Below are 20,861 nucleotides of genomic sequence, written 5' to 3'. Positions count from 1 at the left end.
GGTGACCATTCCCGCATCGTCCACTGCACCCTCGGGTGCCTCCAGCAGTACGGCCACGGCCGCCAATCGGCCCGCGGAGCACGATCCGCGGGAGCTGATTGCGAAGGCCGTCGCCGGTCTGCGCGCGCAGGCGCCGGTTGATCTCGCCGCACACGGGCTCACTGCCCTGATGTTCGTGCTGCTCTTCGCCAAGCCGGCCAAGCTGTTGGCTGATGCCTGGTGGAACGACCCCAACTCCGGCCATGGGCTTCTGCTCGCGCCGTTGTCGCTGTGGTTCGCGCTCAAGAGTGGCGTGCGCGACGACGCCAAGCCGCAGCGCGGGCTGGGCATCGCGATTCTGATTGCTGCGGTGCTGTTCCGTTACGCTGCCGATCTCGCCGCTGAGCTGTTCGTGATGCGCGGCTCGATGATCATGGCGCTGGCGGGGCTCGTGGTGTGGTACGCGGGCTTCCGGCAGTTGCTGCATTGGTGGCTGCCGTTCACGCTGGTGTCTCTCTCCGTTCCGATTCCGGAAGTGATTCTGAACACGGTCGCGTTGCCGTTGCAGTTCACAGCGTCCAAGCTAGGTGCTGCGCTACTCAAGTGGCGTCAGATTCCGGTGCTGATGAACGGGAATGTGATTCGGATTCCGGGGCAAGAGTTGTTTGTGGCGGAAGCTTGCAGTGGGCTGCGATCTTTGACTGCGCTAATCAGTCTGAGCGTCCTGCTCGGAGCGATGTTCCTTGATAGGTGGCCGACAAGGCTACTGTTGGTGTGCGTCGCCATACCCGTTGCTATTCTGGTGAACGGGGTACGCGTTTTTCTTACAGGATTCCTCGTGCTCTTTGTAAGCCCTGAAGCCGGGAAAGGCTTCATGCACACTAGCGAGGGTATGGTCATGTTTGGCGCCGCGTTCCTGATCACATCAATGATCGCATGGGCGTTGGGTGGCGCAGAAAGGCTACTGCCGACCCGGAGGACGGCGTGAAACTCCTAGGTATGATCCCTGCGGTCGTGCTCGGCTCCGGTGCTCTGCTCATTAGCGGAATGCGTCCGCAGAAGAGCATGCAGCCACAGCGAACATTGGGCTCAGTTGCTCGGGTCCTCGACCGAGTAGAGGGTAAGGACATACCGATCGCTGCCGAAGAGCGCAAAGTAGCCGGCATGTCACACTACCTCCTTCGAGAGTACTCCGTGCCGCAGCTCGGGGCGGTTACGCTTTACATCGGCTATTACGACCGCCAAGTGCAAGGGAAAGCGATTCACTCACCCAAGAATTGCCTCCCAGGGGCTGGCTGGGAAATCATCAGTAGTGAGCGCGTACCCTTGAAGTCGGTTACTCCGGCGATCGTCAACGAGGTGCTCTTGGCCAACAAGGGTACACGAGCTCTGGTATTGTACTGGTACCAAGGCCGCGGAAGGGTGGAGAGCAGTGAGTACCGCGTAAAGTGGGATCTGTTGAGGGATGCGGCACTGTTCGGAAGAACGGAGGAGGCGCTCGTCCGACTTGTAATCCCGCTTAATGCGGAGTCTCGGACAGACGACGAAAAAGCGATGGGGTTTGCAAAGCAGCGGGGCCGCCAACTTGCCGCTGTTGCGGTAGCCGTCGCCGATAGTGTCATGCCTCGAGGTCCAAGGGACGAGGCGAATCAGTGACAGTCGCCTCGGTCCATAGGGAAGTCATAGCTCCCAATCACCCCAATGGACGATCGCGGCGATTAGGCTATCGGCGGGCCCGTGCCGCGCAGGGGCAGAAGCTGAATGCAGGTCTTCTCTGGATTCTGTATCCGCTCGTCTACGTCGTTGTGCACAAGCTTCACTTTCTGATCCCTTCGATACCGAGCTTCTTCCGTCCCGCGCTACTGCTCGCGCCAATCGCCATCTTCAAGGTATTTCGACTTCCAGCTGAGGCTCGTGCGCCACGCGTGAGCAATGCGCAGCTGCTAATGGTGTTAGCATATACCGGTTGGGCGATAACGACGATACCGCTGTCGATGTATCAAAGTTTGTCGTTTCAGACCGCGACAGGTCTCCTGCCCCTCGCGCTGATGACATTGACACTCGGGGGCCTTCCTCCAAGAACCGCTGTAGTAGATCAGTTGCTGTTACTGTTCATGTCTGGCGGTGCTGGCCTTGCTGTTGCTGCGCTCGGATTTGGCCAGGTAACATACGGCAGGCTAGAAATTCCCAATTCAATGGATCCCAACGATCTCGGAGCAGTCATGGCGATGACAGCTCCATTGGCGCTTGGGTATATGCTTCGCGCGCGGGCACTCGGACGAGTATCGGGCGCTTTGGTGCTGGCGTTGACTGCTTGGGTCCTAATCAAGACGGACTCACGCGGGGGCTCGATCGGTATCGCAAGTGCCTGTGCGATAGTAGTGCTCTTTTCTATCGGGAAAAAGCGCCTTCTTGGTATGGCATTCCTCGCGGCCGCAGCGGTACTTCTAGTTTCCACAGCACCAGCTAGTTACTTCGAAAGGCTCGCGACACTCAAATCCGTCTCTGAGGACTACAACCAGACGTCCTATTACGGACGTGTAGAGGTGTGGCGCCGGGGACTCGGTTACGTTAGAGCGCATCCTATAGTAGGAGTCGGCGCAGGAGCCTTCGAAGTCGCCGAAGGTGTGACACTTGAACAGGCTGGCAAGAAAGGAAAGTGGTCGAATGCACACAATGCGTATCTTCAGGCTTTCGCCGAGCTTGGGTTGCCAGGTGGTCTACTCTTCCTCTCTCTCGTAGTAGCATCAATAGCAAGTTCGTTCAGGCTCGTAAACCTGAGTATTCCGACAGAGCGCAAGCCATTTCAGAGGCCAGAGCTACTTGGCGCGGTGGTGGGGCTCGCCGTCAGCTCGTTTTTCCTCAGCTTCGCCTATTTTGCAGCATGGTTCGGGCTGTGGGGATTATGCGTCCTAGGATATCGTACGATGCAGAGCTCAAGCGCTCCCGCGTTAACGCAACCGTTGCGTAACTAGTTGTCATTAACGTGCCCGGTATCAACGGATGAAAGTCCTTGCACTGATTGACACTGAGATCGTATCAGGTCCGGGAAGGCAGCTGGCAAGCGTCGTTCACCCGCTTCGACAACTCGCGGTAGATCTGGAGCTAGTCTGCTTCTTGCCTCACGGTAAGGAGACCAGCCCTTATATAGAATTCCTCAAGACAGAGGGAGTTGCCTATCGGATCATCCGCACCGAGGGGCGCATTGGGCCTAGGCTAATCGTGAGAGTCGTCCGAGAGTTTCAGCGGGACTCCAGATCGATCGTGCAGTCTCACGGCACGAGACCAGCGCTACTTGCCTTAGCATTGCGATTAAGCGGACGATGCTCCCGGTGGATAGCATTCTTTCACGGTTACACGTGGGAGAACACGCGGATGAGGCTCTATAACGCAATCGATAGAGTTTTGCTCCATCTGGCTGATGAGATTGTGGTTGTCGCCGGCGCCCACCGCAGGCTATTCAAGAAACGGAACGTCCGCCACATCCCGAACGCCGTCATCCAGCAGAAGACGGCGGTGGCTCCGCGCCCACGACAGAGAAGAGATCATCATCCCGTGGTGGCTTTCTTCGGGCGTCTAAGCGCTGAGAAGGGAGTTTCCGATTTCGCCAAAGCGCTATCGATCCTCTCGTCGCGGGGGGAGAGTTTCTCCGTGCTGGTGGCAGGTGACGGTCCAGAGCGATCCGATCTGGAGCATGCGACACGTCAACTCGGTATCGATGCGAACTTTGTCGGACACTTGCCATCGGTGACTGAACTATATCATCAGGTTGATGTTGTGGTTCTTCCTTCCCTGTCCGAGGGAATGCCGAACGTGCTGCTGGAAGCATTGGCGTCCGATACGCCGGTGGTGGCGACCGCTGTTGGAGATGTCGCGGCGATTCTGACAGATCCGGAAGCAGGATTTCTGATTGAGCCAGGGAAGCCCGAGGAAATCGCAACAGCCATACAGTCCGCGCTAAGAACCGGACGAACCCCCACGGGAAGCGACGCGAGGCGCTGCATCGCCATGCGATTCTCTGTGGCAGCGCGGGTTAAATCGCTTTTAGACCTCTACGGCCGGCGAGAAGCCTAAGGAAGGCTGTGACTGCTGTCACGGATTTGGCGCTTTTCGTCGCACAATGAGTAGCCAAACGATTGCGCATCGAAAGTCGAGACGGCGAAGTTGTCGGGCTGGATGCCGGACGCGAAACGGGGCATCCGCGCGCAGTGACACTTCAGTGACGCGTCCGAAAGTCGGGAGTCACGTGCTTAGGAGTGTCCTGCACATACACTCCTGCACCGCGACGATGCGCTTCGTATTTGGATCTTGTCTCGCCGGCAGAGGCCTTGAGCTAGCATGTCACTCCACAAAACGCTGGTCTTTGCAATCGCCTCTCGTAGGGGTCCGAGAATGCTAGTGCTCAGTGTCTGTGGGATTCTGGCCGGAGGATGCGATTCGGTCGATCTGCTAGTGCCTCCGAAGCAGACAGCAGCCTATATCCCAGCAAGTCAGGCCGCTTCCAGCCTTCCAAAGTGCAACGCTCTGTCGATAAGCAGTGATTCGGTAATCGTGGGACAATCGATCACTCTGCAGTTCGCGAGCCGGCTCAATTCAAGACAGCGGATATCGATGCCAACGATTTCGTCTTCGAATCCGAGCGTCCTGCAGGCCGTGGGCAGCGCTTCGGCCGTGGGAGTTTCCACTGGTGAGGCGACATTGACGGCTGCCACTACCACTTGCGCAGATACGCGCACCGTCCGGGTCGTGACCGCCACTCCGAACTCTCCGGTCCCGGTGACATCCATTGAGGTGCAGCTCGTCAGGAACTCGGGTTCGCCAAGAACCGCAATCGTGTCGAACGGTATTCCGTTTCCCAAAGGCTCGATAACGCTAGGCCAGCTAAAGAACATAAAGCTCGTCTTGGGGGGGAAAGACGTGCCCGTGGCAACGCGGGCGCTGAGTGGACAATACGACGACAACAGCTTGCGAGCGATTGCCATACAGGCCACCGTTGATGCCGGTACCGCGCCCGTCTTGGGACAACTGCAGATTCTACCGAGTACGGTTCCGCAACCATCATGGTCAAATGTGACTGCGGACTCCGCGCTGGCGTTGATTCCAACTGATCCGAAATACCTGATTAGTACTGGCCTTTTTGGACCTGCTGTGCCGGTAGCTGAGACGCTCGACCCAAAGTACGAATCGAACTTCGTATCGTATGCCGATGGGTTTTGGTTACAGATGGGCCCTGCTTGGGAAACGGCCAACTACTATGATCGCGCGCTAAATCACTACGTATACTGGGCAAGATCTGGTGATCCGAAGTGGTTCTTCAGAGCGACTGCTTTGGCGCGCGACTATCGCCGAAAGTACATCGAGGCGAACAACTATCTGCCATCTCCTCATTGGGCTCAGATGGAGGGCCTTGCACTGTCGCATTGGTTGGCTGGTGATGACTCAGCTGTTGCCGCTGTGGTTAGGTCTGCCACGAGGCTAACGGAGGTGTATACGCCTGATATTGTCTCTGTTGGGGAAGGTCGAATTACCGCACGCATGGTAATTATGTCGCTACTGAGCTGGGAGCTAGGCGATCGAAGCCAGCCCTGGCGCACGAGACTTGATGACTATGTGCGAAAGACAATTTCTACCATCCAGCAAGATGGGAGCTACATATGGCCTAATTGGTGTAGCGGCCAATCGAACTATATGGCAGGAATGTTGAATGATGCGATGATCAAGTACTACGAGCGCATCAATCAGGACCCGTCTGTAATCACTGCAGTCGCGGCGTCGACGGAGTATATGTGGAGAACGCAATGGAATGCCTCTGTCGGCGCCTTCCGTTACGTCAACAAGTCATGTACGGCGATACCCGAGTCGGAGGCTGGACAGATACCGACTGATCTCAATGGTCTAATTCTAGTGGGCTTCGCTTTTGGCGCGAAACATGCTACCAGTCCGTCGATTCGTGCTGAGCGAAATGCTCGAGTAGATTCTATTGCCGCATCGATGGTTGATAACGCTTGGATCGCAGGATCAAAGCAGTTCAACCAGAGCTACTATTACACACATGCATACATGTGGTATCGCAAGTAATCCCATCGAAAACGCGAGTGAGAACGGAGAATCGAGTCGCCGCTCTCATCGAGGGTCGATACGATCCTCAATTCGCGTAGAATGGATTCTCAGATGAGATCGATTCTGTACCTACTTCGCGTGGCCTTGGCGATTTGCAAGGGATGGTTTCTCAAGCTCTGGCTCCCGATGACGGGACGACGATTTCGAGCTGGTCGAAACCTGCGTGTGTTCGGCAGTTTGAAAGTTAGGGGCCCTGGTGCTGTCGTCTTCGGTGACGATGTGGTGATCGAGATGACTGTTACGCCCTTTACGCATTCGCCAGCCGCCAGGATACAGGTCGGCAACGGCGTATACCTAAATGGAACCCGCTTTGGATGCGTCGACACGATAGACGTAGGAGACGGATCAATAATTTCGGATGCACGAATCATGGACTCGGATTTTCATTCAATTGACAGGAATCGTAGATCCGCCGACGCCAAGGTCCGCGTGCATCCAATCCAAATTGGAGCAAATGTTTGGATTGCAGCACAGACGGGCGTGCTTCCGGGTTCGGTGATCGGGGAAAACAGCGTAGTGGCGTTCGGCAGCGTCTGCACCGGCGTGTACCCAGCCGATGTGCTCGTAGGAGGAAATCCTGCGAAAGTGCTGCGCGCAATCACGGCTCCGGCTACCGCACAGCAAAACGGAAACCCTCAATAACGGCACATGCTTGGATCTGCTCAAGTAGTTCATCACCAAAACATGTACGCTCGATATCTAGAGTCGCTCGTCGAGCGGGGAATCCACTGGCTTGACGTTGGAGCAGGTAGCCAGCTTCACGACGGATGGCTATGTGCAGGTCAAGCTGAGCTGGCTGCGCGAGCGAAACTGCTCGCTGGATGTGATCCCCACGTTGAACATCTGAACGCCAATCCATTCCTCACGGTACGAGTCGGCGGTTCAGCTTATTCGCTCCCCTTCAGAGAAAACTCGTTCCAGCTTGTAACTGCGAACATGGTGCTCGAGCATATCGAGCAGCCTATCCAAATGTTCAATGAGATCAGGCGAGTGCTGTGTGAGCAGGGGCGATTCCTATTCGTCACCCCGTCAAAGGCGAATCCGATAATTAAGTTTGCTGCCACCTTTCTGCATCCATCGGTTCGTCGCACGCTCGCCTCAATTGTTGAACGACGCGAGGAGGATCACGTGTTTCTGACACATTACAAGGCCAACAGCGTAGAGGACATCGAAGGGATATGCAGTCGATCTGGTTTTACGGTAGAGCGCCTTGAGACATTTTATACAGTGCCATTCACGTCACAAATTCCGGTACTGCGTAACATCGAAAGCGCTGGCGTGAGTGCGCTTCAGGCGCTAACGGGAAATCGATATGGCACAAACTTAATTGGAGTATTGCGGGCAAACTAGGGAGTAGGCGTCCGTATGCCTGTTGCAGAAAGGACGCGGTCGCCGGTACAAGCAGTTCGCAACTCCGCAGAATGGAGGATAGAGGTGAGTCACTTCAGGTAAGCTCATTCCCAGAGACCGGAGCGTAACGCTTGGTGTCAACGGTTCGGTCATCAGAGAGCTGAACGATCTCACCTTTTGTCGTGTAATTGGTGCTTGTACTCAAGTCGCTGACGGCAAATCGAAACGACTCTCTGCGCTCGAGTTTTGTATTGTGAATAGTCGCCACCGCGAACAAATTGCCGCACCAATTGCTCCTAAAGGATGCAGCGGCGCTATTCCAAGCAGCTTCATACTTCCGAGCAGAGCAAGTAAATTGAGAGCTGCGCCAAGTGCTGGAAGCCAATGAATGCCCAATGGCCCGGACAAGTAGCCAAACAAAGACCCCCCAGTGACAAGGAGGGGTAGAGCTACGCCGACGTCACCTCTGAGAGCAAGAATGCAAGCAAGAATATCTGCGAGAAAGAAGTACCGTTCGTGCATCTTAGGCAAAACATAAGGAAAGAGCACGGCGCACATGAGTGCGCTCGGGAGGAGAATGTTCGCTGTTCCTTCGCGTCGAATTCTCTCCGAAAGCTTCCAGGAGATGACAAGTCCAAGTGCTGCGGCAGTCGTCAGGCCGATTGCGACGCCAGTCTCATACGGAAAGCCAGGCCACAGCCACTCGACAATGGACCAGGGATTCGGAGCGCCTAGAGCTAGACGATGCGCCGCCTGACTCTGTTCGAGGTACACGCTCGCAATGCTCGAGAGGTCTCGTCCAGCCAACATCGCGGGAAGCAGCGCGAGAAGTATACCGAGCGCTCCCGCGACAATCATCTGGCCGAGAGAGCCAACCCCGATAGCGACGGCGAGAACCACGGGTGCAATAAAGATCGCCTGGAGCTTCACCGAGATCGCGATTCCGAATGCAACTGCGGCAAGCAAGACCCTACGGCTGGCGATCAGGGCTAGGGTTGCCAGACAAAGAAACCCGTAGATTGAATCGCATTGACCCCACACAGAGCTATTGATGGCGAGTGTAGGCACTGAGAATAAGGCGCCCAGCAGCAAAGCTTGTGTGCCGAGCTGAGCCCTGAGTAGCAAGGGAGCGCTTGCCGCTACGATAGCCAGATCAAAGCACATCGAGATCAACTTGATCGTGGACTGGTCACCGAACGGCGAAAATCGAGAGCCCAGAACCAGCAGGTAGGAGTACGGGGGGGTGTAGTTTGTAAACTCGCCTGTAAGTGCGCTCGCGCCCACCGTCTTCGCGTTCAGATACCATGGCAAGAGAAACATTCGCATATCGGAGCTTGTATAGTGCCAAGCTTCGATTCGAAGCGCTAAGCCGGCGATGATTAAGCACGCAAGCGCAATCACACTTCTCGATGCAAGTTTTGGCTGTGACTTGCGAGACACGTTTAGTTGGGCAACTGCAGGTCGCATTCAGATCTTCCGGTGGTGAAGCTGTGATCGATTAAATACAACATACAGAACACCGGCCCGCATACAGGCCGCGCCGACCACCGCCAATGCGGTCCCGACCACACCCCACGACAGCGTCATCACCACCGACAGGCCGAGCGCGGCTATGCTCGATAGGATAACGGTTGCCAATGCCCGCCGTTGATAGCCCGCGAGGTTTAGTAGTGTCGCTATCGGCGCAGAGAAACCTGCATTCAGGACCTGGCCGACGAGAAGAACGAAAAGCAGTGGGAGCGCATCTGCGTACTTCTGGCCAAAGACAACAGGTACGAGGGGCGATCCTACGCTAACGGCCGTCGCAGCGAGCGCTGCCACTGCCGCTGACTTTGCGATTGCGCTCCGGAACGTGATCGGAGAGTGGGTCACCTGCGCGCGATCAATCGCGAAAGCCCATTTGGGAGCCTCCCAATTGACGATAGCTTGCCCAATCAGAGCTACAACTAATGCAATCTGGGCGGCCAGTCCGTAGGTCGCTGCACTGCTAGCGCCCAAAAGCTTCCCAACTACGATCGTGTCAATCTGTGTGTTGATCGCCGAACTTACCACAGAGCCAATGACAAGAGGCATCGAATAGGCTAGCCAATCTCGTGGCCGGCCTTTGGGCGAGTTGACCTTGTTCGATGGGCTAACTGCTGCTAGCGTGGAAACGGTATCGAACGAAATCCAGACAAGAGCGAGATATGCGCCGATTGTACTCGAAACTAGCAGGATGACTACAGGTGTTAAGCGAATAGTGGTCGAACGAAGCAGATAGAGATTGATGGCAAGAGTAGCCGCCGGCCTCAGCAACTGATACGCAATATTCACTACTCTTTGTCTCGAGAAAGCGGCGAGTAACTGTGTCAGGAATCGGGTTGCCGCCATCGAGAACAACAACGCCGCGGCCAAGAGCCTTACTGGCCACGAGAACAACGGACTTGGCGCCGGTATGAAGGTCAACAGCAGACAAATGCAGGCCGGTACGACAAGGCCAACTCGTGTCAATGATTCTAGGGAAGCGCGATCACCGCTATCGTACATTCCGCGCGCAAAGCGAGTCGCCGCCGCGCCCAGTTCCATAGACACCGGAACTTGAGCAATATTCAAAACTCCCAAGACAAGTAAATACTGGCCGAACGAATCTTTCGATGTGTTTCGCGCAATAACGGACTGTGACGCGAAGCCAGCGATTGCGCCGCCTAGTACAGCGAGCGCTGCCTCCGCCCGTGGTAGCGTCTGTGGGTGAGCCAATACTCCCTTAAATGCCCGCCCCCATCGGAGCAGAGTCATTGATCTAGGCGAAGGCCGGTTCGGGTAGAATCGTTAGCAGGAATCATCAGAATCTTGTATTCTGCTTGAGGGTGAACGAGCGCGCTACGCGAACAGCGTGATCAAGTTCCGCCTCATTCGCTCGGACAAACAATAGATACTTGGCGGAGCGAGCGGTTACACATCTCCAATGCCTGGTGTCGGACGTTGCTTCCCAAAGAAGCTTCTGGTGCTGAACAGTGGTTTGTTCCTGATTCGCTATCGCAATCGACGTTATTCCGAGCGAATCTAGCTGCTTCAGAATTGGACTCTGTGATCGAAGACGATAGTTCTTGCCTTGCCATGTCATTGAGGCGAGCACTTTTGTAGCTCGAACCAACTCGAGTGAAGGCCGCGACGAATCGAGTTGCGCAACGTGAACGAGAAGCCCGCCCTCTGTTCCTTCGTCGGATGAGATCAGTACTCTGGTCCTTGATCGTGCATCCAAGGCGACGATGGCGGAACTGACAGCTCGATAGCCCCGGGCGATTGGGGCGAGTTCCGCAATATCTCGCGGAATTCTAGTGAAAGCCCAGACGAGGGCTCCGATGTAACCAGCCATTGCCACTCTTCGTGCAACTGCGTCATCGCCTCTAGGAAGAGCAAGTGCAAATGAGAGAATCGACGACGCGAAGGCTGGCATCAGGTATCGAGGATCTACGTCGGCCGGAACTAGAAGAAGAAAGGTGAACGCGGAGAAGGTTGCGGCGGCAGCGACTTTCGAGCGGATGGACTGATCGCCAGCACGGGCGACAACGAGAAGCGGGCCGGCGATAAGTATGCCGACGTTTGTCCACGTCCCTGAAACGTAAGAAGGGATCGCCTCACGCCAGAACGCAATCCCGAGATGTTTGGCGAACGTATCGCTCGCGATCCCAGTCGTCAGGAAATACCACGGACCGGCAGTGGCGATAACGACAACGGCCGAGACCCACAGATCAAGCCGTCGCAGCAAGTTCCAACGCTTGGTCGCGACAATTGTATATGCAGGCAGAAACGCAAGGAATCCGGCGCTACCCTTAACAAGGAGCGAGAGTCCGGCGGCAACCCCAAAAAGGATGGATCGTCGTAGACTTGGGCTCTCGACATAGCGAGCGAACAAATGGATCGATACAAGGGTGCAAAGGCATATCCAGATATCGACCGCGATCCAACTCAGCTCATAGCTCACTACCGGTAGTAGCGAAAAAACGCAGGCGAAGCCAATGCTCCGGAGGGGCGAAACGAGACCGCGAAGGTACACAACGATAATTGCACCGTTCAGCCCGGCGCTGAGACACTGAAGAACCAGGAGTGAGGCCTTTGAAAAACCAAAAAGGCTACCCCACCCGGCTTCTAGCACGTAGAAGAGAGGAGGCCAGACTCCTATCGCAAACCCTGGATAATGCTCGTAGTAAGCGCGCGCGAACTCGATCGGGCTTGAGAAGTTTCCCGTCTTCACAAAGTCGAGCACAAGCATGCCGGAGAGGACATGCGCGGATTCATCTCCGTGCTTGCCGAACTCGCCCTCGAAAGCTCCCCCGACCAAGACCAGAGTTAGCGCGATGAGAAAACAGAGACCTAACGCAATGATCGCGGGGGTTCTGGTCACGCTAAGCACTTTGGGCAGCCTACTTGTCATTCGCTGTGGTCTCGTTTTCGGTGGTGCGAGGCCCCGTTCTCAACATGTTCAGTCAGAAGGCGACGGGAGGTCGGCTGAAGCGCAATTTCGAGTTCCTGACGACTGCCTCGACGGCGTCGGAGGCGCTCCGAGTGCGCTCACGCATAGTGCCCACTCGACAGCCTGAATTGCAGTCGAGATATGACTCGAAGATCCGTCCAGCCGTAACCCAGTGCTGCGGTGTCGAGGTGGCAGAGCAAGGCCTGCACCTAAGGCAACGACTTTTCGATCCCACCTCCGACGACCTTGGTCCTCCTGTGAAGATTTGAGGATCCAAATGGGACCTCCGTCGCGTGATCATTGCGACATTCGTGTTGCGTATACGCAACATCCGGGGGTGATCTATGATATTCCAGAAAGAGGAAGCGATTATTTTAGAAAGGCTTAGCTATCTCTAGGCCATTTGCTGGCTTGGCCCGGATACTGCTAGGCATGCTTCCGGAACTCGCTGAATCCCCAAACCTTAGGAGCTTTAGAAATGCGCATGTTCCGTAGTCTGGTACTTGCTTCTGCACTGCTCGGCTCGACGGCCGGCGCGCAGAGCTTCTCGACCGGGGCCAGCATTGATGGTCTCGGCTTCGATAACGATTGGACGGTGTGCGTGCGTCGCATCACCCCAGATGCCGGAATCTTTACGACGTCGAATCCGGCCGTAACCGCGTCCTGCAACCTCACTGGCGCTGGCGTCTCGACCAAGGCGATGCGTGTCACGGCCACGCCAAACGGTTGGGCTGTCGTTCCCGTCAACGGTGCGTACTACATCTCGGCCGAAGCTGACGCCTCGCTTTACAATTCGCTACGCGACGAGAACGCCAACTTTGAGTACACGTTCTATCGCACGTTCTCGTCGGCGAATGCCTTCAGCTCGTTGTGGCTGCGCAATTTCGCGTTCGACAACACGTTCCTTGGCTGGAGCGTCAATGGTTCGGCGCTCTCCCTCAGTGGCCTTACGCCGAACATCAACAATCCGCCGCCGTTCGGTACCAACTGGCTCAATATGTATGAGCTGAACATCAATGGTGCCGCCGGTGTCGCTGGCTCCAACACCCTTGCTATTCGTGTCACGGGTAACGGTCTGACGGACGGTATCCTCGCGAACACGTCAGTTGTGCCTGAGCCTTCTACGTATGCCCTGATGGCTGCGGGTCTCGCGGGTCTCGTCGCGATCAAGCGTCGTCGCCGCGCCGCCTAAGCAGTAGCTCTTCGGGATGTAGCGAGGGGGAGATGGCGAAACAGCCATCTCCCCCTCGCTCGTTTCTCATAACATATAGAGACTCGATATCAACTTTGGAGCAATCTACGATAGGTGGACACGTAGTGTGCCACTGTACGATCATGGCCGTATAAGCTCTCGACTCGTTCCCTAACACCTTCTGCGTAGGATGCTCGCCTAGTTGGGTTAGCCAAGAGCAATCCAATCGCAGCTGCTAGTTCCGCTGGTCGCTCCGGAGGGACCACTAGTCCGTAGTCGCCACCACCGAGGACCGCTGACATCTCGCCAACGTCAGTAACGACGCAGGGCAGTCCAGTGGCCATGGCCTCCAAGAGCGCCAGGGGTAACCCCTCGGATCGAGACGGCAAGACAAACACGTCTAAGCCAGACATCAGCAATGCCACATCGCTTCGTGATCCCATGAAGTTCACAGGCACGTTCAGTCGTCTAGCCCGCTCGCGCAGAACTTCACGTTCCTGGCCGTCGCCAATCACCACCAGACGACTGCGTGATTCGGTCTTGAGGGCCGCCCAGGCATCGAGCAATACATCGATTCCCTTGAGGGGATGAAGACGTGCGACACAGCCCACGACGATCTCGTCTGCTGTCGCCGCAAGCTGCTCCCGAGCTTGTGAACGTCTATGGGCGGACGCTTGGAATTGAGCAACGTCGATCCCGTTAGGGATAGTACAGATGGAGTCGGAGCCGATGCGTAACTGCCTCGAAAGCTCGAGCCTCAACGATTCCGAAACAGCAGACAAGGAATCAGTTCGCTCGCGAGCAAGCCGCTTGAGGATGGCTAGCTTCAGTGGTTCTGGTCTACTGATCATGCCGTGCTCTGTGTGGACGAGAACGAATGACCGTCGGACTGACCTGCAGGCTGCGCACTGAAACCAGCTTCCCGTGTGGGAATGAACGACTTGCGGGTGAAATGCGTCGAGCTCGGCGAGTAACGCACTCGGGAATACCACGTCCCGCCACCCTCGCGTCTTGGCGACAGCTAGCGAGATCCCATTCACAGAAGATACCTCACTGGCTAATTCACCGAGGTGGTCCGTGCACACGATATGCACGCGATGGTTTCTTTCTGCTAGGGACTTCGCGAGACGAAGTACGGCGAATTCCTCGCCACCGATATCAAGAGATGGGAGCACCATCGCAATTCGTAACGCGGATTCACCACCCTCCATCAACCTGGCTCCGCCGTCGCGGAGCTTCCTCCAAGAATCTCCCGTACGAGAAAACGAGGGCGCTGCTTCGACTCAATAAACATTCTGCCGAGGTACTCTCCAATGATGCCGAGCATTAGTAACTGCAGACTGCTAAATGCAGCGATCGAAAACGTGATGCTGGCCCAGCCAGGAACCACGCGTTTAATCGCGAAGCTGTAAAGTGAGTATCCGGCAAGTAACGCCGCGATCATGACGCCTAGCAGCGCTAGGAGAAGCGAGAACCTGAGCGGTGCAATAGAGAATCCGGTAAACGCATCGACCGCGAAGAGAATCATCTTACGAAGCGGATACTTCGTGGATCCCGCAAACCGCGGTGCGCGATCGTAAAGCAACGGGACTTGGCGAAACCCGAGCCATGCCACCATGCCGCGAATAAAGCGCTGGCGCTCCGGCATGTTTTGGAGCTCGAGCATTACTCGACGGGTCATTAGCCGAAAATCGCCAGTGTCTGCGGGAATGTCAGTATCCGTTAGCTTCCGAAGAGCCCGGTAGAAGAGCGCTGCGGTGACGAGCTTAAATCGAGTCTCGCCCGGACGTTTTCGTCTCTGGCCGTAAACGACGTCAGCTCCGTCGTCGACCAGACGCATCATCTCTCCGAGTAGCTCCGGCGGATCTTGGAGATCCGCATCGATGATGAAGATCCGCTCGCCACGAGCAAAGGATAGCCCAGCTGTCAGCGCGAGCTGATGCCCATGATTTCGCGATAGGTCGACACACACGAGGGTTGGAGTTGACTGCAGCATGCGCTGCATCTCACTCCAAGTTCGGTCTTTCGACCCATCATTCACTAGAATGATCTCAAACTGTGACTCCGCGCATACTGAAGTACATGCGCTTTGAACGCGCCTGACCAGTTCCTCAACGCCGTCTTCCTCGTTGAAGCATGGAATGACGACGCTGAGCAGAAGCGATGCATCTCTGCCGTCCAATTTGCGAGTAGTCACTTTCGTATACTATCCTTTCGCGCGCGTGGAAACTTCTCTGTGAGAGAATCTTCGTACCTCCGCTCGCCGTGTCCAATATAGATTTGCCTCGGTCGAGCAATCTTCTGTTCCTTGTCAAGAATCATCTCTTCCCACTGAGCGAGCCAGCCTGCCACACGGGCGACGGCAAAGAGCACAGTGAAGAAGTCCGTCGGGAACGCCATCGACCGATAAATGAGGCCGGTGTAGAAGTCGACGTTCGGATAAAGCTTGCGCGAGACGAAGTAGTCATCGGACAGCGCAATCCGCTCGAGCTCGAGCGCAATCTCAAGATCCTTGTCCATGCCGACCTGCTGGAACACTTCGTCGGCCAGCTTCTTCACGATTCGGGCCCGCGGGTCGTAGCTCTTGTACACGCGGTGGCCAAAGCCCATGAGGCGCTGTTCGCCCTTCCCGCTCTTCACGGCTTCGATGAAGGCCGGGATATTCTTCTTGTCGCCGATTTCGGTGATCATGCGGAGCACCGCCTCGTTCGCGCCGCCGTGCAGCGGGCCGAATAGGGCAGCGATGCCGGCCGCTACCGCCGAGAACGGGTCGACGTGGCTCGAGCCGACCGCGCGAACCGCATTCGTGCTGCAGTTCTGCTCGTGATCCGCGTGAAGGATGAACAGTACTTCCAGCGCCTTCACGAAGACCGGGTTGGCCTCGTACTTTGGCTCCGACATACGCGCTACCATGGAGAGGAAGTTCTCCGTGTAGCTCAGCTCGTTGTCGGGGTAGATGATCGGTAGCCCCTTCACATGGCGATAGGCGAACGCCGCCATGGTGGGGAGCTTGGCCATGAGTCGCACCACGCTGATATAGCGCTGCATGGGGTCATGGATATCACGCGCCTGCGGATAGAAGCTCGACAGCGCCGCGGTGGCGCTGCAGAGCATGCTCATCGGGTGCGCGTCATACCGGAACCCTTCCAGGAACTTCCGGATGTTCTCGTGCACGTACGTGTGGTACGTGATGTCGCGCACCCACGTGTTGTACTGATCCTGATTGGGCAACTCACCGTTACGCAGCAGGTAGGCCACCTCAAGGAACGTCGCCTTCTCGGCCAGCTGCTCAATGGGATAGCCGCGGTACCGCAGGATCCCCTTGTCTCCATCAATGAACGTGATCGCGCTACGGCATGACGCCGTATTCATGAAGGCGGGATCGTAGCTGAGCATGCCGAACTCGCCAGCGTCGCGCTTGATCTGGCGCAGGTCGGCGGCGCGCACGTACGTGTCGCCCTCCGGTCCTTCCGTCTTGATGGGGGTGCTGTACGTCGCACCAGTACGGCTGTCGCGGAGCTCCAGCGAATCGGAGGCAAGGGGCGGCTGGCTCATAATGCGTTTGGTGGGGAGTGATTCAGTGGCGATACTTTAATACTAAGGCGAGTGCGCCTGACGGTAAGCGCGGAGGCGTTACCGCCGGTACAGACCTCAGGCTTCAGTATACGGGCGGCTTCACCGGCCACGACTGCAGCGCCTTGGTCAGAAAAGTGTGTGAAGTCTGCAAACACCCTGTCGGAGTCCCACCGGGCGAGCGCCGGCCCCGGGTCGAGCAGGTGCACTGCGCTGTCCTGGGCAACGCGGCGGGTGGCGTCTCCGCCCAAGCTGTCGAAGCTGAGGATAGCTCGGGCTGTGTAACGAGGATAGAAGCGTTCCCAGGCGGTCAACAGGCGCCGGCTTGTCTCTGAGTCACTCTCCCGGAAGCGATTCTGATGGACCGCGAGCATCGGCTCGATGCCGGCCTGCCGGTATGCCCCAACGAGTCGTCTTAGGTCCGACTCAAAAGCGGCGAGCCTTTCTGGCTCGGCTCTATCGCTCGCCGAGATGCCGGCAGACGATCGCGTACGCGCGGTCAAAATGCGTCGGGCCAGGTCCAGCGCTACTTCCGGAGTAGAGCGCTTGAGCGCATCTCGAAGTCGCGGTACGAATCGCAACCGCTGTTGAGGCGGCCTAGGCGCGCCCGAGTGCGGCGCCATTGCCCGGGGCAGCGCATCGCCCTCCAGATACTGCATCGGCGTGGGATAGTATACGCCGACCCGCGGTCGTAACGGTGCTATTCGCAGCCGAACGTCCTGAATCACAGTCGGGAGTGACATGCCTGCGAATGCCGCATTCAGGACCGGAATCTGCGCTCCACACGTGGCAGCCAGAGAGTCCGCAAGTTGGCTCGGCCAATCCCTTCCGGCCGTCTCATACAGGCCGAAGGACTCCGAAGCACCGCTAACGACAACGGCCGTGCCCTTCATTTCTGACGGACTTACCTCTCTGCCGCGAAATCCTAGTCCATTGATCTTGAACTGCTTGAACTGTGTACCTGGCTTCGCATGCGCGCCAAGTGAGTCAACTGTGAAAAGATCAGCCAGCGATGTCTCAGGAGAGGAGAGCGGAACGCCAAACTGCGCCCAATCATCTACGCGTGTGGTGATCTCCATCGTCACCACGACCAGGCACATTGCGGCTGTACCGGCGGCAAGCGATGCGGGCCGCATGATTAGAACTGGAAGTAAAGGAATGGCGACGGCCGCGCCGTCACGATCAGAGCCAGCCCGGCGCCAAACGCGGTGGCCAATAACATCTGCCTACGCGGTGTCCACTCGTGCTTGATGTCGAATGCGTTGGGCCCCTTCAGCGCCCACCAGGCAGCGATGGCAAGGACAGCTGCAACAAACTTCGAGTTCAGATCGGAGAAGGATGCTCCTTCCGTGGGCACCACTAGCACGCGGAGGAGATGCAGCGCCTCGCCAAATGAGGTGGCACGGAAAAAGATCCAGCCGATCAGCGCACCAACAAACATTCCGAACTGCTGCACCATCCGCGGCAATTCATCCCACTGTCGCTTGAAGACTCGGTAGGCACACAAAAGCAGCCCGTGATAGAACCCCCAGAACACGAACGTCCACGATGCGCCATGCCAGAGTCCACCAAAGAGCATCGTGTACATCAGATTCCGGTACGTCTTCCAGGTCCCGTATCGATTGCCGCCTAGCGGGATATACAGGTAGTCACGGAGGCAGCTCGACAGCGAAATGTGCCAGCGTTCCCAGAAATCCGACGGGTTCAGCGCCTTGTAGGGGCTGTTGAAGTTCTGTGGAATTCGGATGCCGAATAGGTAGCCGAGCCCCACGGCCATCGTTGAATACCCGGAGAAATCAAATAACAATTGGAACGTGTAGCCAAAGACCGCGAACCATGCGCCACCTGTGCTCAGTTCGCGCCAATGAGCAAAAGATGGGTCAACCATGGCCGCAAGGGTGTCAGCGACCAACACCTTCTCGACCAGCCCTACGCAGAAGAACGAAATGCCGCGGGTCAGCCAGCGGGTCCGACTACTCGTGCCGATCGCCTCGAGGTCCTCTTCGATCTGCCGGAAGCGGACGATCGGGCCGGCAACCAGCTGTGAGAACAGTGAGACGTAAGTGCTGAATTCCCAAAGATTTCGGGTCGGCGTGATCACCCCGCGGTACGCGTCGACGATGTAACTGATCGTGTGGAAGGTGTAGAACGAAATGCCGATTGGCAGGATGATGTTGAGATGCGGCACGGCAACATCAATCCCGGCGACCGATGCCACGGACCGCACGGTATCAAGCGCAAAATTCGTGTACTTGAAAAACCCGAGCAGTGCGAGATCCACACTGATGGGGATGACCAGATACGCTTTGCGTGCGGCGCTTCCCACCGGGGAGCGCAAAATACCAAGACCGGCCGTGTAGCTCACGACGGTCGAGAACGCCATCAGCAGGCAAAAACGTGGGTCCCACCACCCGTAAAAGACGTATCCGGTGATGGTGAGCCACACGTACCGCGCGCGCGCGTTCGGCAAGAGCCAGAACACGGCATACGCGATTGGCAAGAAGGCAAAAATGAACTCTAGACTGTTGAACAGCATGCCGGCTGATCAGAGCGAGATGCTAACGCAACGCATTAGTCCGCGGCGCCGGAGAGCGCGTCGCGCTTGAACCCGTGCTTCTCCATGAGGCGGTAGAGCGTCGTGCGGTCGATTCCGGCCAGACGCGCCGCCTTGGACATGTTGCCGCCCGCCCGGGCCGTGAGGCGCCCAAGGTACTCCTTCTCGAAGTGGGCGATCAGGTTGTCCTTGGCCACGTGGAAGGCCTCGTTCATGATGCCGGTTGGCAGCCCGCCGTCACCGGAGGGAGCCGCTCCACCATCATCATAGACCGGGATGTCATCGGGCATGATTGGGCGGTCGGCATCGGCCACCACCGCCACGTGCTCGATGACGTTCTGGAGCTCGCGCACGTTGCCGCGCCACGGTCGCGACTGCAAAAATTCAACCGTTTCCTTGGCCAGCTCCGGCGCGGGCGCTCCACTGCTCCGGTGCCGTTCCCAGCTCCGCTTCAGGAAGAACTCGGCGAGCAACGGAATGTCTTCCAGGCGCTTCCGCAGGGGCGGCAGCTTGATGGGGACGACGCGTAACCGATAGAAGAGGTCTTCGCGCAGGATCCCCTGCTGCACCGCTTCCTGTGGATCCCGGTTAGTGGCCGAGATGAAGCGCACGTCTACTACGGCGTCCTGCGTCTCTGACCCAAGCCGCCGCACGACGCCGTCCTGCAGAACGCGCAGGAGCTTGGCTTGGAGCGGCATCGTCATTTCGGTGAGCTCGTCCAGGAACAGCGTGCCCTGATGGGCCACCTCGAGCAGGCCGGCCTTGTCGCGGTCGGCACCCGTAAAGGCGCCTTTCCGGTAGCCGAACATTTCCGACTCAAGGAGGTTGTCGGGGAGAGCGGCGCAGTTCACCGGCACCAGCTTGCGCTGGGTGCGCCGGCTGTGCTTATGGATGAACTGGGCGATCATTTCCTTGCCCGTCCCGCTTTCGCCCGAGATCATGACCGAGGCGTCGGTGGCCGCGACCTTCTGGGCGAGCTCCACCGCCTTCCGGAACGCCGGGGACACCCCCAGCAGCGCCATGCTTTCGCCCGAACCGCTCTGAGTCATGAGCGCCGACGGCTTGATCTCCTTCGTCTCTCGGCTCGCGTTCGCAGCGTGCGCTGCCCGCCCAACCAGCACCTGGAGATGGCTCGCCGAGAAGGGCTTCGGGAGGTAATCCCAAGCGCCGGCGCGGAGCGCCTCGATACTGGATTGGACCGTGGGGTTTCCGGTCATGACGACCACGATGACGCCCTTATGGGCTTCGACGGCCGCCTTGAGGATCTCCATCCCGGAGACCGGGGTCATGAACAGGTCCACCAGCACCAGGTCGAACTTGCGCCGCTTGACCAGCTCAAGGGCCTCCTCGGCCCGGCCAGTCGCGGTGACAGCATGCCCATCCATTTGGAGGACCGACGCGCACCCTTCCCGCAGCGTCCGGTCGTCATCGACGACGAGGATGCGGAGTCCTGTTCCCTTGTCTGGAACGGCGTTCGAGGTGGAGTCGCTCAGAAATGGATCGGTCATTGCGTATCGGCGTAGAACGTTCGCCTGCCGGTGTGTCCTGCTCAGCAGCTGGATCAGTGATGCCCACCGGCAACAGCCGTGCGGCGCTGAGGCGACGCTCTGGCAAGGTGCGGTTGTCTCACTACATAAATG

Annotated in this window: 17 protein-coding genes; 8 read left to right on the top strand and 9 right to left on the bottom strand. The window is 57.4% G+C overall.

All coding sequences use genetic code 11. The features are described 5' to 3' along the window. The first annotated feature begins 1 nt into the window (after position 1). The 4 genes from K2R93_09700 (at position 2) to K2R93_09685 (ending at position 4,053) form a co-directional block, all read left to right on the top strand. Positions 2-967, top strand: a complete 966-nt coding sequence (locus K2R93_09700; protein ID MBY0490100.1) for an exosortase/archaeosortase family protein — start codon at positions 2-4, stop codon at positions 965-967. Then, complete coding sequence (locus K2R93_09695; GenBank protein MBY0490099.1) at positions 964-1,635, top strand: EpsI family protein; 672 nt, start codon at positions 964-966, stop codon at positions 1,633-1,635. The genes K2R93_09700 and K2R93_09695 overlap by 4 nt, the downstream gene beginning before the upstream one ends. A gap of 392 nt (positions 1,636-2,027) precedes the next feature. Continuing rightward, entirely contained in the window at positions 2,028-2,954 is a 927-nt protein-coding gene (locus K2R93_09690; protein MBY0490098.1) for an O-antigen ligase family protein, read from the top strand. 400 nt (positions 2,955-3,354) lie between these two features. Beyond that, positions 3,355-4,053 (top strand): glycosyltransferase family 4 protein, encoded by a 699-nt coding sequence (locus K2R93_09685; GenBank protein ID MBY0490097.1) that lies wholly within the window; start codon positions 3,355-3,357, stop codon positions 4,051-4,053. Positions 4,054-4,469: 416 nt separating this feature from the next. Here K2R93_09685 and K2R93_09680 read toward each other — a convergent pair whose 3' ends face one another. Further along, the gene (locus K2R93_09680) at positions 4,470-4,871 is read right to left on the bottom strand and encodes a hypothetical protein (GenBank protein ID MBY0490096.1); all 402 of its coding nucleotides are present in this window, start codon (positions 4,869-4,871) and stop codon (positions 4,470-4,472) included. 31 nt (positions 4,872-4,902) lie between these two features. Between K2R93_09680 and K2R93_09675 the strand changes: the two genes are divergently transcribed. From K2R93_09675 to K2R93_09665, 3 genes are all read left to right on the top strand, one after another. Next, positions 4,903-6,057: a hypothetical protein gene (locus K2R93_09675; GenBank protein MBY0490095.1), complete on the top strand. Its 1,155-nt coding sequence runs from the start codon at positions 4,903-4,905 to the stop codon at positions 6,055-6,057. Positions 6,058-6,177: 120 nt separating this feature from the next. Further along, on the top strand, positions 6,178-6,741 hold the full coding sequence (locus tag K2R93_09670; protein MBY0490094.1) for an acyltransferase: 564 nt from the start codon (positions 6,178-6,180) through the stop codon (positions 6,739-6,741). 6 nt (positions 6,742-6,747) lie between these two features. Next, positions 6,748-7,449: a methyltransferase domain-containing protein gene (locus K2R93_09665; GenBank protein MBY0490093.1), complete on the top strand. Its 702-nt coding sequence runs from the start codon at positions 6,748-6,750 to the stop codon at positions 7,447-7,449. A 201-nt stretch (positions 7,450-7,650) separates the two neighbouring features. On the opposite strand, the gene K2R93_09660 is transcribed toward K2R93_09665, so the two are convergent. The 3 genes from K2R93_09660 to K2R93_09650 form a co-directional block, all read right to left on the bottom strand. Continuing rightward, complete coding sequence (locus tag K2R93_09660; protein MBY0490092.1) at positions 7,651-8,775, bottom strand: glycosyltransferase 87 family protein; 1,125 nt, start codon at positions 8,773-8,775, stop codon at positions 7,651-7,653. 141 nt (positions 8,776-8,916) lie between these two features. Beyond that, entirely contained in the window at positions 8,917-10,224 is a 1,308-nt protein-coding gene (locus tag K2R93_09655; protein ID MBY0490091.1) for a hypothetical protein, read from the bottom strand. 46 nt (positions 10,225-10,270) lie between these two features. Next, positions 10,271-11,833, bottom strand: coding sequence for a glycosyltransferase family 39 protein (locus tag K2R93_09650; protein MBY0490090.1), 1,563 nt, complete (start codon positions 11,831-11,833; stop codon positions 10,271-10,273). A 547-nt stretch (positions 11,834-12,380) separates the two neighbouring features. On the opposite strand from K2R93_09650, the gene K2R93_09645 reads away from it, so the two are divergent. Then, positions 12,381-13,094 (top strand): PEP-CTERM sorting domain-containing protein, encoded by a 714-nt coding sequence (locus tag K2R93_09645; GenBank protein ID MBY0490089.1) that lies wholly within the window; start codon positions 12,381-12,383, stop codon positions 13,092-13,094. Between the two features lie 89 nt (positions 13,095-13,183). Here K2R93_09645 and K2R93_09640 read toward each other — a convergent pair whose 3' ends face one another. From K2R93_09640 to K2R93_09620, 5 genes are all read right to left on the bottom strand, one after another. Next, the gene (locus K2R93_09640) at positions 13,184-14,305 is read right to left on the bottom strand and encodes a glycosyltransferase family 4 protein (protein MBY0490088.1); all 1,122 of its coding nucleotides are present in this window, start codon (positions 14,303-14,305) and stop codon (positions 13,184-13,186) included. After that, entirely contained in the window at positions 14,305-15,291 is a 987-nt protein-coding gene (locus tag K2R93_09635; protein MBY0490087.1) for a glycosyltransferase family 2 protein, read from the bottom strand. Before K2R93_09635 ends, K2R93_09640 begins: the two co-directional genes overlap by 1 nt. Beyond that, complete coding sequence (locus K2R93_09630) at positions 15,288-16,649, bottom strand: citrate synthase (protein ID MBY0490086.1); 1,362 nt, start codon at positions 16,647-16,649, stop codon at positions 15,288-15,290. The genes K2R93_09635 and K2R93_09630 overlap by 4 nt, the downstream gene beginning before the upstream one ends. Before the next feature lie 1,156 nt (positions 16,650-17,805). Then, positions 17,806-19,203 carry a hypothetical protein gene (locus tag K2R93_09625; protein MBY0490085.1) on the bottom strand — a complete coding sequence of 466 codons (1,398 nt, stop codon included), beginning with the start codon at positions 19,201-19,203 and terminating at the stop codon, positions 17,806-17,808. A 35-nt stretch (positions 19,204-19,238) separates the two neighbouring features. After that, positions 19,239-20,729, bottom strand: a complete 1,491-nt coding sequence (locus K2R93_09620) for a sigma-54 dependent transcriptional regulator (protein MBY0490084.1) — start codon at positions 20,727-20,729, stop codon at positions 19,239-19,241. Positions 20,730-20,861 lie beyond the last annotated feature (132 nt).

Source organism: Gemmatimonadaceae bacterium (assembly GCA_019752115.1).
Taxonomy (GTDB): Bacteria; Gemmatimonadota; Gemmatimonadetes; order Gemmatimonadales; family Gemmatimonadaceae; genus Gemmatimonas.
Note: the sequence above shows the minus strand (reverse complement) of the source record. Positions and strands in the feature narration are given on the sequence as shown.